At 67.7% G+C, this 12,468-nt stretch carries 12 protein-coding genes and 1 tRNA gene; 7 read left to right on the top strand and 6 right to left on the bottom strand.

Going from position 1 to position 12,468, the window contains the following annotated elements; all coding sequences use genetic code 11:
- Positions 1-144 precede the first annotated feature (144 nt).
- A complete protein-coding gene (locus RM423_RS18505; RefSeq protein ID WP_311424527.1) occupies positions 145-819 on the top strand; it encodes a Crp/Fnr family transcriptional regulator in 675 nt (224 codons plus the stop codon).
- 42 nt (positions 820-861) lie between these two features.
- Here RM423_RS18505 and RM423_RS18500 read toward each other — a convergent pair whose 3' ends face one another.
- The 3 genes from RM423_RS18500 to RM423_RS18490 are packed head-to-tail and all read right to left on the bottom strand — an operon-like array spanning position 862 to position 2,869.
- Positions 862-1,662, bottom strand: coding sequence for an MBL fold metallo-hydrolase (locus RM423_RS18500; protein WP_311424526.1), 801 nt, complete (start codon positions 1,660-1,662; stop codon positions 862-864).
- Complete coding sequence (locus tag RM423_RS18495; protein WP_311424525.1) at positions 1,659-2,408, bottom strand: NUDIX hydrolase; 750 nt, start codon at positions 2,406-2,408, stop codon at positions 1,659-1,661. The genes RM423_RS18500 and RM423_RS18495 overlap by 4 nt, the downstream gene beginning before the upstream one ends.
- 2 nt (positions 2,409-2,410) lie before the next feature.
- Complete coding sequence (locus RM423_RS18490) at positions 2,411-2,869, bottom strand: RidA family protein (protein WP_311424524.1); 459 nt, start codon at positions 2,867-2,869, stop codon at positions 2,411-2,413.
- Between the two features lie 121 nt (positions 2,870-2,990).
- Between RM423_RS18490 and RM423_RS18485 the strand changes: the two genes are divergently transcribed.
- On the top strand, positions 2,991-3,908 hold the full coding sequence (locus RM423_RS18485) for an ArsA-related P-loop ATPase (RefSeq protein ID WP_311424523.1): 918 nt from the start codon (positions 2,991-2,993) through the stop codon (positions 3,906-3,908).
- Complete coding sequence (locus tag RM423_RS18480; RefSeq protein ID WP_311424522.1) at positions 3,905-5,059, top strand: ArsA family ATPase; 1,155 nt, start codon at positions 3,905-3,907, stop codon at positions 5,057-5,059. The genes RM423_RS18485 and RM423_RS18480 overlap by 4 nt, the downstream gene beginning before the upstream one ends.
- Before the next feature lie 4 nt (positions 5,060-5,063).
- Here RM423_RS18480 and RM423_RS18475 read toward each other — a convergent pair whose 3' ends face one another.
- On the bottom strand, positions 5,064-5,393 hold the full coding sequence (locus tag RM423_RS18475; protein WP_311424521.1) for a WhiB family transcriptional regulator: 330 nt from the start codon (positions 5,391-5,393) through the stop codon (positions 5,064-5,066).
- Between the two features lie 264 nt (positions 5,394-5,657).
- Here RM423_RS18475 and RM423_RS18470 point away from each other — a divergent pair, with 264 nt between their 5' ends.
- Positions 5,658-8,369 (top strand): transglycosylase domain-containing protein, encoded by a 2,712-nt coding sequence (locus RM423_RS18470; RefSeq protein ID WP_311424520.1) that lies wholly within the window; start codon positions 5,658-5,660, stop codon positions 8,367-8,369.
- 55 nt (positions 8,370-8,424) lie between these two features.
- On the opposite strand, the gene RM423_RS18465 is transcribed toward RM423_RS18470, so the two are convergent.
- Together RM423_RS18465 and RM423_RS18460 are read right to left on the bottom strand one after the other, a co-directional pair.
- Positions 8,425-9,396, bottom strand: coding sequence for a L,D-transpeptidase (locus tag RM423_RS18465; RefSeq protein WP_311424519.1), 972 nt, complete (start codon positions 9,394-9,396; stop codon positions 8,425-8,427).
- A gap of 67 nt (positions 9,397-9,463) precedes the next feature.
- A complete protein-coding gene (locus RM423_RS18460; protein WP_311424518.1) occupies positions 9,464-9,919 on the bottom strand; it encodes a GatB/YqeY domain-containing protein in 456 nt (151 codons plus the stop codon).
- Between the two features lie 182 nt (positions 9,920-10,101).
- On the opposite strand from RM423_RS18460, the gene RM423_RS18455 reads away from it, so the two are divergent.
- The 3 genes from RM423_RS18455 to RM423_RS25805 all read left to right on the top strand — a co-directional run bounded on the left by RM423_RS18455 (position 10,102) and on the right by RM423_RS25805 (position 11,425).
- Complete coding sequence (locus tag RM423_RS18455; RefSeq protein ID WP_311424517.1) at positions 10,102-10,959, top strand: metallophosphoesterase; 858 nt, start codon at positions 10,102-10,104, stop codon at positions 10,957-10,959.
- Between the two features lie 65 nt (positions 10,960-11,024).
- Positions 11,025-11,101: transfer RNA gene (locus RM423_RS18450), tRNA-Pro, on the top strand.
- A 231-nt stretch (positions 11,102-11,332) separates the two neighbouring features.
- Positions 11,333-11,425, top strand: a complete 93-nt coding sequence (locus RM423_RS25805) for an Lsr2 family DNA-binding protein (protein ID WP_396327787.1) — start codon at positions 11,333-11,335, stop codon at positions 11,423-11,425.
- Positions 11,426-12,468: the final 1,043 nt, after the last annotated feature.

The following is a 12,468-nucleotide window of genomic DNA, read 5'->3' as shown; positions in this document are numbered from 1 at the left end:
GTGCGCGTCAGCTGTCGGGCACCGGCATACGCGCGGGTCGCGGCACATCGAGGGCCCGCACACCTTACAATCCGCCAAGGGCACGCGCGCGATCCTGCGCGACAGAACAGCGCGGTTGCGCGCGAGAGGGAAGAGGGAGCTGGCGTGGACGAGATGCTCCGCCGAGCCGGGTTGTTCCAAGGTGTCGATCCGACCGACATCGAAGCCCTTGGCAACCAGTTCGAGATCTTCGACGCGCCCCGTGGCACCACCCTTTTCAACGAGGGCGAGCCCGGCGACAGCCTCTACATCGTGCTCACCGGCAAGGTGAAACTCGGACGCAGGTCCTCCGACGGGCGCGAGAATCTGGTCGCGGTGATGGGGCCGTCCGACCAGTTCGGCGAGCTGTCCCTGTTCGATCCCGGACCCCGTACCTCGACCGCCGTGGTGGTCACCGATGCTCGGGTGGCCCGGCTGCCGAAGGCGGCACTCACCGACTGGATCACCGAGCGGCCGCAGATAGCCCTGCAGCTGCTGCGGGTCGTCGCTCGCCGCTTGCGCCGTACCAACACCATGCTGGCCGACCTGATCTTCGTTGACGTCCCCGGCCGGGTCGCGAAGCAGCTCCTTCAGCTGGCACAGCGCTTCGGCTCGGTGGACGGCGGCCAGCTCCGGGTCACCCACGATCTGACCCAGGAAGAGCTGGCGCAGCTCGTCGGTGCCTCCCGCGAAACCGTGAACAAGGCGCTGGCGGACTTCGCCCAGCGCGGCTGGCTGCGGCTCGAGGGCAAGAGCGTGGTCATCCTGGACCGCGAGCGGCTGGCGCGCCGGGCGCGCTGAGCACGCCCGGTTCGACCAGCAATCGGTTCAACTGACAGCCGATCAGCCCTCGGTGGCTCGCAGGTAGGCGAGCTGCGCGCGTACTGACAGCTCGGCGGCCGGCCACAGCGCCCGGTCGACGTCGGCATACACCCGGCGGACGATCTCCTCCGCTGTGCCGTCCCCCGCGCCGAGCGCCGCCCGTACCTGCGCCAGCCGCTGCTCGCGATGGCTGAGGTAGGCCTGCGCCGCGGCCCCGGCGTCCGCCAGCTCCGATCCGTGTCCCGGCAGCACAGCCACCCCGGTCAGCTCGGCGAGCCGGCGTAGTGAGTACAGGTAGTCGGCGAGCACACCGTCGGGGTGCGCGACCACGGTGGTGCCCCGGCCGAGGATGCTGTCGCCGGTGAGCACCGCGGCCGGCTCAGCGGAAGCCCCGAAGAGACTGGGAAGGACGAAACACAGCGAGTCCGCGGTATGCCCCGGCGTGGCCCAGACCTCCATCCGCACGCCGACCCCGTCCAGTACGGCTCCCTCGGCGAGGCCCTGCCCGCCGTAACGGTGCGCGGGGTCCAGGGCCAGCACCGGAGCGCCGGTGAGTTCGGCGAGGCGCCCGGCGCCCGCGGAGTGATCGGCGTGGCCATGGGTGAGCAGGATCAGCGGCACCGAGCCGGCCGCGTCCAGAACCGCGCGCAGGTGTGCCTCGTCGTCCGGGCCGGGATCGATGACGACCGCGGCGCGGCGGCTCGGGTCGTCGCGCAGCAGCCAGGTGTTGGTGCCGTCCAGGGTCATCGCGGACGGGTTGTCCGCCAGCACCACCGCCGCGGTCGGGGTGACCTGGCGCAGCGCCTCGTACGCCAGGGTCACGGCGCCGGCTCGCCCGCGGCGGGTTCACCAGCGGCAGCAGCATCAGCGTCGGGGCGCGGTCCGTCGGACAGCTTGCGCCCCGACGCGGTGACGAACGACTCGGGCAGCAGCGTTCGGCCGTCACCGAGATCGGCCACCCACGCCCCGGTCTCGTCCTGGCGCAGCACCGGCTGCACCGGCCGTATCGTCCGCTGCGCGGTGGCGGCGAGCACATCGGCCACCTGTGCGAACGCGGACAGTTCGATCAGGTTCGCCACGGTCGGGGGCAACATCGGCCGCTCGTCGCGCTCGTACTCGGCCAGGGCGTCGGAAATGGCGATCCAGTCGGCGTGCGAGGCCTCGCCCGTCACGGCTGCCGCCTGCCCGCCGGAAGGCACCGCCGCCACGAAGAAGTAGGTGTCATAGCGCCGGGGTTCGGCCTGGGGCGTGATCCAGCGCGCCCAGGGCCGGATGCTCTCCAGCGGCAGCGCCACATCGGTCTCTTCACGGATTTCCCGCGCGGCCGTGCGCAGCAGTACCTCGGCCTGCTCCGGCGTAATGCCGAACTGCTCTGCCACGGCACCGGCAGTCGACGCGGACGGACCGCTCGCGTCCACCGGATCGACTCCGCCACCCGGGAACACCGACATGCCGGGGGCGAAGGTCATCTTGGGCACCCGGCGCAGCAACCACGTCTGCAAGCCGGCCGGGGCGTCGCGCAGCAGCACGACGGTGGCTGCCTCTCGGGCGGGCACGGCCACGCTCATGGTCAGCGAACCTCGACGATCAGCTCGACCTCGACCGGGGCGTCCAGTGGCAGGGCGGCCACGCCGACGGCCGAGCGCGCGTGGGCACCCGCCGCACCGAACACCTCGCCGAGAAAGTTCGAGGCCCCGTTGACGACCGCGGGGTGGCCGGTGAAGTCGGGCGTGGATGCCACGAAGCCGACGACCTTGACGACCCGGACGACGGAGTCGATGCCGACCAGCGCATGCACCGCCGCCAGCGCGTTCAGCGCGCAGGTGCGGGCGTACCCGGTCGCCTCTTCGGCAGTGACCTCCGCGCCGACCTTTCCGGTGGCCTGCAGGGTGCCGCCCACCGTCGGCAGCTGGCCGGAGGTGAACACGTGCTGGCCGGTACGGACGGCCGGAACATAGGCGGCCAGCGGCGCGGGAATCGGCGGCAATTCGACGCCCAGTTCGGCCAGCCGGGCTGAGATCGACGTCATGCGGTGCCTCCAACGAGTGTGGGTCGGACCTCTGGCGGACCGGTTACGTGGCGAAACCTACCCGGTGAGTTTGTACGCTGACTTTGTGCCCACCAGAGATCCCTCTCCCAGACTGCACATCGTGACGGGCAAGGGCGGGACCGGCAAGACCACCGTCGCCGGCTCCCTGGCGCTCGCCCTGGCGCGGCAGTCCAAGCGCGTCCTGCTCATCGAGGTCGAAGGCCGCCAGGGCCTGGCCCAGCTCTTCGACAATCCGCCGTTGCCGTCCACCGAGCGACGGCTGGCCGCGACCAGCGGCGGCGAGGTGATCGGGCTGTCGGTCGACCCCGAGACGGCCATGATGGAGTACCTCGAGATGTTCTACTCCATCAAGCGTGGCGCCTCGGTGCTGCGCAGAATGGGGGCGATCGACTTCGTCACCACCATCGCGCCCGGCATGCGCGACGTCCTGCTGACCGGCAAGGTGAAAGAGGCCGTCATCCGCACCGGCCGCAACGGCAAGTCCGCCTTCGACGCCGTGGTGCTGGACGCGCCGCCCACCGGCCGGATCACCCACTTCCTCGAGACGACGAACGAGGTTGCCGGGCTGACCAAGATGGGACCGATCTACCGGCAGAGCATCGGAGTCATCGAGTTGCTGCACTCCTCCCTCACGCGCGTCCACATCGTCACGCTGCTCGAAGAGATGCCGGTTCAGGAGACCATCGACGCGGCCACCGAGCTGCGCGGCGCCGGCTACCACCTCGGCCGGGTGCTGGTGAACCGGGCCCGTCCGGTCCTGGTCGCGGCCGGCCGGCCGGACGAGTCGCTGCTCGCAGAGGGACTGGGCGAGGCCGGTCTCGATCCGGCGCTGGCCTCGGACCTGGCGTCCGAGGTCGCCGACTACGCCGAGCGGCAGGACGTCCAGATCCGGGCGGAGGCCGACCTGGCCGAGGTCGGCATGCCGATCACCCGGCTGCCCGAGCTCGCCCCGCCGATGGATCTCGGAACCCTGTACGAGCTTGCCGACGCCCTCGACATCGAAACGTGGTCCGAATGAGCCCTCGACACACGCCTCCCGTCTTCGACATCGACGCGCTGCTCAAGGACCCGGACCTCAAGGTCGTCGTCACCTGCGGCAGTGGCGGGGTCGGCAAGACGACCACCGCGGCGGCGCTCGCGCTGCGGGCAGCGGAGCAGGGCCGAAAGGTGGTCGTGCTGACGATCGACCCGGCTCGCCGGCTGGCGCAGTCGCTGGGACTCAGCCAGCTCGACAACACCCCCCGCAAGGTCGCGGGTGTGGACGGCGACGGCGCGCTGCTGGCAATGATGCTGGACATGAAGCGCACCTTCGACGAGGTGGTCACCGCGAACACGACGGCCGAGAAGGCCGAGCAGATCTTCGCCAATCCCTTCTACCAGTCGCTGTCGGCATCGTTCGCGGGCACGCAGGAGTACATGGCGATGGAGAAGCTGTCGCAATTGCGCGGGCAGCTCATCGAGCACGGTGGCTGGGACCTGATCGTGGTGGACACGCCGCCGTCGCGCTCGGCATTGGACTTCCTGGACGCCCCGCAACGGCTGGGCCGCTTTCTCGACGGGCGGATGATCCGACTGCTGACGGCACCGGCCCGCGCCGGGGGCAAGGCTTATCTCAAGGTGGTCACCGCGTCGTTCTCGGTGTTCAGCAAGGTGCTCTACAAGATCCTGGGCAACGAGCTGCTGAGCAACGTCTCGTCCTTCGTCGCGTCCCTGGAGACCATGTTCGGGGGGTTCCGCGAGCGCGCCGAACAGACCTACGAGCTGCTCAAGGCGCCCGGTACGGCCTTCGTTGTGGTCGCCTCGCCGGAGCCCGATGCGCTGCGGGAGGCATCCTTCTTCGTCGAGCGGTTGCAGAAAGAGGGCATGCCGCTGGCCGGAGTGGTGCTGAACCGGGTGCGCACGGCCGCGGCCGGACTGACGGCCCAGCGCGCGGTCGAGGCCGCCGAGCGCCTGAGCCGGTTGCCGGAGCAGGGTCCCGCGACCGACCTGACCGCCGCGGCACTGGCCGTGCACGCGGAGTGCGCGGAGGCAGCCCAGCACGATCGTTCGATGGTCGCCCGTTTCGGCGCCGCCCACCCGGATGTCGCACAGCACGAGGTGCCGGCACTGCCCGCCGACATCCATGATCTGGCCGGACTGCGGGCAGTGGGCTCGGCTCTGGCGGTTTAGCGGCCTACCGTATCGCGGGCGTCGCGTAGTCCTCGGAACGCTGGGCGGTCTGGAAGAAGGAGCGCCACGAGTTGATGTCGGGCCGGCGCCGGAGCAAGGTCCGCCGCTCGCGCTCGGTCATACCGCCCCAGACGCCGAACTCTGCTCCGCTGTCCAGCGCGTCGGCAAGGCAGTCCACCCGAACCGGGCAGCCCATGCAGATGGCTTTGGCCTTGTGCTGAGCCGCACCCACCACGAACAGCGTTTCGGGATCGATATCCCGGCACGCGCCGCGCGACGCCCAGGCCGTATCCCAGGCGACCTTCGGACGCTCAGGCACTCGTGATGCAGTCATGCATCCCCCGCTCTAAAAAACTCACACCAACAAAATGTCAGCTACCTGATCGGACGGTAGGTGATCAACCTTCGTATCTGCAATAGCCTGATATGAGATTGAAGCTTTACGAGCTTCTTGAAGCACTACGCGGCAGATTGTCCCCAACGGTCGTTTGTATACTGTAGGTAATGGCGCGTTTGCAAAGCGTCACCATTAGCTGCGAATTAACAATCTCCCCGAGAAACCGAGCCTGGACAGAGCCCTCGCGTAGTCTTACGCCCCGTGGCGCGCGCATCCGGAGTGACGATCCTGTCGAAGCTCGGCAAGCTGTCGGGCTTGGTGGCGATCGTCGGCGTCCTGGCGGCAGGGGTCGCCCTGCCCTATGTCGGCGGTGCCGGCCTCGCCACCAAGGCGGGCGCGGACAAGTTCCTCGACACCCAGTGCAACCTCATCGAAGAGCCGGTGCAGCAGAAGACCACAATGTACGCCAACGACAGAAAAACGGTGATCGCCACCCTTTTCGACCAGAACCGGCAGGTGGTGTCGCTGTCGAAGGTCCCGAAAGCGGTCACGAACGCGCTGATCTCCACCGAGGACCGCCGGTTCTACGAGCATCACGGCGTCGATATGCGCGGCCTGATCCGCGGCGCTCTCAAGACCTCACGTGGCGACACCCAGGGCGCGTCGACGCTGACCGAGCAGTACGTCAAGCAGGTGCGGTATTACCAGGCGACCACCGACGTCGAGCGTGCCGCCGCTATCGACCAGAACGTGGACCGCAAGATCCTGGACGCGCAGTGCGCCCTCAAGATCGAGCGGGACAACAACAAGCCGCAGATCCTCGGGAAGTACCTGAACATCGCCGCGTTCGGTGAGAACTCCTACGGCATCCAGACCGCGGCACAGACATTCTTCGGCATCGACGTCAGCGCGCTGACCGTGCCACAGGCGGCGCTGCTCGTCGGATTGGTCAAGGCGCCATCCGCGCTGGACCCGTTCAACCATCCGCAGGCGGCCCGGCAACGGCGGGACCTGGTGATCTCGAACATGGCAGCGCAGAACTACATCACCGCCGCCGAGGCCGCGGGGGCGAAGGCCACGCCGGTCCGGCTGGCCACGCGAACCCCGGTTCCCCGAGGATGCTCCTTCGCCAACGCCAAGATCGAGAACGTCGGATTCTTCTGCGACTACGTGACCGACTGGCTGACAGGAGTCGGCGGCCTCAGCGAGCAGCGGATCAACACCGCTGGCTACAGCATCGTCACCACCCTGGACCCCAACCTGCAGAACCAGGGCCAGGACGCAATCTGGACGCAGAGCGGGCTCGACCCCACGCACGGACGCGGCTACCTCCTGGCCATGCCGTCGGTGACGCCCAGCTCGGGCGCGGTCACGAGCATGATCACCGACGTGAAGTACGGCGTGAAGGCGGGCGACCCCGGCTACTCGGTCGACAAGCTGTTCACCAAGGCCTACGCCGGGGCCGGCTCGACATACAAATACTTCACCGCGCTGGCTGCCATGAAGGCCGGCGTACCCCCCAGCTACGCGCTGACGACCGCCAACAACCAGTGGACGGCGAAGAACTGCCCGGTCGACGAGCAGGGCAAGCGCTACGTCGCCCACAACGCCGGCCACTACAACGACACCCTGCCGCTGGAGAAGGCGCTACCGGAGTCCTCCAACACCTATTTCGTCGCGATGGAGGACGAGCTGTTCGGCTGCGACCTCTCCCCGATCGTCAACACGGCGATGAGCCTGGGCATGACGCATCTGGACAGCCCCCTCCTCGACGGCAACGGAAACCCGACCGGCAAGAGCATCGGCCAGGGCGTCATCGACAACCGACAGCCGACGTTCACCCTCGGGCAGGATTCGACGTCCGTCCTGCAGCTCACCGGCGCGTTCGCCGCACTGGCCAACGACGGCGTGTTCTGCCCCCCGACGCCGGTCAAGTCGGTCACCGACAGCGCGGGCAAGCCGATCGCCCTCAAGGCACACGCCGGTTGCACGCGCCAGTACGACTCGTATGTGGCGCGCACCCTGGTCAACATCATGACCAATGACACCCACAGCACGTACGGAACCGCCGGCAGGTTCTTCGGCGACTGGTACAACAACGGCGGCAGCCTGATCGCGGCCAAGACCGGGACGAACAACAGCAGCAAGTACGACCCGATCACCAAGCGCAATGTCGACGACCAGGGCAACTCCGCACTCTGGTTCGTCGGCATCACACCCGATCTGGTATCCGCGGCGGCCCTGGTGAACCCGCAGAAGCCGACCCAGCGGATTTCCGACGTGCCGGGCATCACCGAGTCGAACTCGGGACTGGACACCTTCGGCGCGGCCGCCTCGAAGTTCTGGCTGCTGGCGTACCGGCCGACACTGGTCCGGCAGCACTGGACGTGGCCGACCGCCGACTCGACGCCTGGCAGCCCGGTCCCCGCGGTGACGAATCTGACCGAGGACGCGGCAAGGGCGCTGCTCGCCTCGAAGGGGTTCGTCGGCAAGCCGTTCAGCGTGCCCTGCGGCAGCCGGGTCGCCCCCGGCAACGTCGCCTTCTACGGACCGCAGATCGCCGAACCCGGCGCCACCATCTCGCTGTGCCTGTCGACCGGTGTCGGCCCGCAGGTCCACACCGCACCGGTGTACCGCCAGCCCTACCTCCGGTACCGGCAACCCAACTACACGCAACCCAACTACACCCAGCCCGACTACAGCCAGCCGAGCTACAGCCAGCCCGACTACACCCAACCGACCTACACGCAACCCGACTACACCCAGCCGACCTACACGCAGCCCGGGTATAACGCGCCGAGCCTGACCGCGCCGAGCCCTCCGGTGTCGAGCGCTTCGGTGCCGAGCTTCACCCAGCCGGCGCCGTCCGTAATCGTCCCACCGCCGGTCGGCACGCCGACCGCGGCCCGGACCTTGCCGACCGCGCCCCGGACCTTGCCGGCCCCGATCACGAAGCCACCCGGCCACCGCTGATCAACAGGCGGTCTACGGTGGCGATGGGCCTCGCGCCCGGACGGATGGTGAACTGTCAGGCGGTCTTGATCGCGCCGCCGGTCTGCCAGATGGCCCAGTCAAGGTTCCAGTCGCCGTAACCCTGACCCAGCTGCATCCGCGAGCCGCCGGCGTTGGGGAACAGCACCAGATCGCCGAAGCGGAGGAAGCCGTACAACTTCTTCGCCGCCGCCGGGCTCAGGTTGGTGCAGCCGTTGGACGTACTGCGCACGCCGAGGTTGCGGATGTTCCACGGGGCCGCATGCAGGTACTCCCCGCCGTAGGTGAGGCGCTGCGTCCACTGCACGTGCGGGTCGAAATACCCGGGGCCGCGCATCGAGATGTCGGCGCCCTTATCCATGATCACCTTGGTGCCGCGCAAGGTCGGCGTGTTCGCCGCGCCCAGGGAGACCGGAAACGTTCCGTAGACCTTGCCGTCGGTACGCACCGTCATCCGCAGGCTCTTGGCGTCCACCGTCGAGATGTTCGCCGCACCGGTGGCGATCGACAGCGTGAGGCTGTCGTCGAAGACCAGGCCCTTGCCCGCACTCAGCCCCTTGACCGGCAGGTCCAGGTTGATGTGGGCGTGCGCCGGCCAGTACCCCCGAGGGCGGAAGTGGCCTTCGAGCTTGGCTCCGGCGTGCGAGGTTCGCTCGAAGTACCAGGCACCCTTCAGCGGCTTGCCGTCGGCGGTGACCGTGGTCGCCTTCGCGAAGGCCACGCCGCTGGTGGGGGCGACATTGAACCAGGCGATGATGGGCATGCCCACGCCGAACGTGCCGCCGTCGCTCTCGAGCGTGGACACATGGACGGGCTTGCTCGGCACAGCCGGTTTGCTGCTGCTCGGCGCCACCGGGCTTGCCGTCGCAATGCCCGTCGCGGTGGCGCTCGAACCCGTGCCACCGACTGATGGACCCGCCGAGATCACGTTCTGCGACTGTGGCGCTTTCGTGCATGCGGCCAGGATCAGCAATAGCGCAAGGGCAAATAGGGCTTTCCTGGGCAGCATCAGGTCACGGTACCTGACACCCCCGTCAACCCGCCCGATCCAAATGCCAGAGCTCTAACGTCCGGATTCAGGACGCGAGCTGGCGCCGCACCTCGTCCGAGACCCGCTTGCCATCCGCCCGGCCGGCCACTCGCGGGGCCACGCTCTTCATAACGAGGCCCAGCTGGCGGGGCTCGGTGGCGCCCGCCTCGGCAATGGCCTGGCGCACCAGGCCGGTGAGTTCGACATCGGTCAACTGGGCGGGCAGGTAGGTGGTCAGCACGGTTTCTTCAGCCAGCTCACGGCTGGCCTGCTCGTCCCGACCAGCCCCACCGAACGCCTCCGCCGCCTCCCGACGCTTCTTCGCCTCACGGTTGATGACCTTCAGAATCTCGTCATCGCTCAGTTCCCGCGCACTGGACCCGGCGACCTCCTCATTCGTGACCGCGGTGAGCAGCATCCGCAGGGTGGCGGTCCTGAGCTCGTCGCGAGCCTTCATGGCGGTCGTCAGGTCGGACTTCAGCTGATCCTTGAGCGCGGTCATGGATCCAGGCTAGTGCCCGGCCCTGGCTGGTCGGCCCGATATTCACGGTGCGGAGCGCCCGTAGTCTGAGCCGCATGTCCGCGTCGCTACCTTCGCTCCGCTCCTCGCTCGCCGGCGCTCGCTGCGATGCTCACCCATCCGGATTACGTCGCAGCGTTGTCGCCGTCGGAGCCCTCGGAGCGGTGACCGCCGCGTACGGCGGCCTGGTCGAGCGCAACCTGTTCACCCTGCGCCGCTTCGACGTGCCGGTGCTCGACCCGGGCACGCCGGAGCTCCGGGTGCTGCACATCTCGGATCTGCACCTGACGGCTGCGCAGAAGCGGAAGCAGGCCTGGATCTCGGACCTGGCGCGGCTGCGCCCTGACTACGTGATCAACACCGGTGACACCAGCTCGGACCCCAATGGCATTCCGGCGATCATGGCGGCGCTCGGGCCGTTGTTCGACTTTCCCGGCGCGTTCGTTCCCGGCAACAACGACTACTACCTCCCCCAGCCGAAGAACCCGGCACGGTACTTCCTGCCGGACAAGACCGGTGACCTGACCGGGCGCAAGCGAATGCCCTGGGCGGAGCTCGCCGCCGCGATGGCGGGTGCGGGCTGGCTCGACCTGACCCACCAGCGGGCGACAGTGGACGTGGCCGGGGTATCGATCGCCCTGGCCGGAACCGATGACCCGCACCTGCGCCGGGCTCGCTACGCCAAGATCGCCGGTGCCGCCGATCCGGATGCCGCTGTGCGGATCGGCGTGATCCACTCGCCCGAACCCGCGATGCTCAACTCGTTCACCGGCGACGGCTATGACCTGGTGCTGGCGGGGCACACCCACGGCGGCCAGATCCGGGTGCCGTTCGGGCCGGCCATCGTCACCAACTGCGGCATCGACGTGCACCGGGCGCGATGGCTGCACCAGTGGGACTCGCGGATGTGGTTCAACGTCTGCGCGGGGCTGGGCACGAACCCGTTCATGCCGTTCCGGATCGCCTGCCGTCCCGAAGCCGTGCTGCTCACGCTGGTGGCCCGCGACGCCCGGCCGCACTGACGCTCCGGCGGCTCCCCGGATGCCCACACCGCTGGGATCGTCCGCTATGCTGGACCGGTTGCAGCCGGGGTGTGGCGCAGCTTGGTAGCGCGCTTCGTTCGGGACGAAGAGGCCGTGGGTTCAAATCCCGCCACCCCGACCAGTTTGGTCTTACTCAAAACATCGGCCGGAAGAAATATCGGCCAGACCGAGTAGGAGTGATTCCCTCGGATCAGAAGGGCCTCCGGCGTAGCCGGGGGTCCTTCTGTTTATGCTGCATCAGCTGTTTGCGGCTCTCCCAAGCGGGGACTGCGTCCGCTCGGGTTACCTCTTCTCCGCGAGCCAAGCGTGGCGGTTCAGCGGGTCGTAAGTCGTCCCGTCCGAGCTTGCCTCGATTCGCGAGTGGGCAACGGCCAACGGCTATGAGGTCTCAACGCGTGGGCGCATCTCCGGCGCGGTGGTAGAAGCCTACGAGGCTGCTCACTGATCCGAATGACGGGAGTCGGACCGGCTCTGGGAGCGCATTCCGTCGACACCCGAACTTTCCGACGTTGGGTTTTGCGCAGCGCCAGTAAGTGTTAATGATGGGCTGCGCGTCTCGAATCGGTGGTTTCCGACTGCACTACGGAGGAGGCGCCTCACCTTCTCACAGCTGCTCCCGACCTGGTCCGTGTATGCCTTCTCTGCTCGTGCGCCGACAATCGGAATGTAGGGATGAATTACGCTGCTGGCGAAACCAGGGGGCCGACCACGATATTTGCAGACAGGTTGAGCTGCGCGCACGGCCCACAACCCGCCGTAGCTGAAGTTATAACCGCTCGCCCGGGCGCATCTGCGCGAAAATACGTCGTGAACGTGGTGCCTTCTTGAAGGACGCACAGAGCGACGATATTCGTGGAATTAGAAGTAGGATAACTACCGGCCTTCGATACGGCCTCAAAGACAGCGCCGACCACTACCCTGACAGGTGGGGGTGATGGTATGTCCGTCACTTGACGATACGGTTAGCCCCACTCGGACAATGACCAGACGGCGCAGGCGGACTCGGTCTCCGAAATGTGGGCTGAGTGTGAACGCCGCTGCAGCCGCAGACCAACATTATGACGGCGCCGACATTGCACCACCATGCTCGTCTCGCGCACGGAAGCGACATAGCGTCATCATCCAATCCTGACCGCAGACCACGTAATTTAGCACAGTTGGGCTCGTGCGCGGCTTGGCGATCGCTTCGTTGCGCGAGGTCCAGGTCTACCCGCGCACGCCGCCTCGACGCAGTATCACCAGGGGCCAGTGGAATGGGGGACTGCCGCGAAGTGCGCGTGGAGGCGACGGCCAGCTGTTGCGCCTGTGAGCGCGTAGCGCTGTCAACGGCCAGTGACAATGGAGGACCGAAGGCGGTCGAGCTAGTGTCGCGTGAACGATGATCTTTGACCGCCGGTTGCTTTGGTGAGGATTTCGTCGGCGGTCTTGGTCCAGGTGAACGGCTGGCAGCGTTCGTTCCAGGCGTCGATGTAAGTCTCGATTGCGGCG

This window comes from Jatrophihabitans lederbergiae, from assembly GCF_031845305.1.
GTDB classification, from domain to species: domain Bacteria; phylum Actinomycetota; class Actinomycetes; order Mycobacteriales; family Jatrophihabitantaceae; genus Jatrophihabitans_A; species Jatrophihabitans_A lederbergiae.
This window is presented reverse-complemented; position numbering and strand designations above follow the sequence as displayed.

Excerpts from the sequence above, each read along its gene's own strand:
- RM423_RS18495 (WP_311424525.1), bottom strand. The coding sequence starts at position 2,408 with ATGAGCGTGGCCGTGCCCGCCCGAGAGGCAGCCACCGTCGTGCTGCTG.
- RM423_RS18490 (WP_311424524.1), bottom strand. The coding sequence starts at position 2,869 with ATGACGTCGATCTCAGCCCGGCTGGCCGAACTGGGCGTCGAATTGCCG.
- RM423_RS18480 (WP_311424522.1), top strand. The coding sequence starts at position 3,905 with ATGAGCCCTCGACACACGCCTCCCGTCTTCGACATCGACGCGCTGCTC.
- RM423_RS18475 (WP_311424521.1), bottom strand. The coding sequence starts at position 5,393 with ATGACTGCATCACGAGTGCCTGAGCGTCCGAAGGTCGCCTGGGATACG.
- RM423_RS18465 (WP_311424519.1), bottom strand. The coding sequence starts at position 9,396 with ATGCTGCCCAGGAAAGCCCTATTTGCCCTTGCGCTATTGCTGATCCTG.
- RM423_RS18460 (WP_311424518.1), bottom strand. The coding sequence starts at position 9,919 with ATGACCGCGCTCAAGGATCAGCTGAAGTCCGACCTGACGACCGCCATG.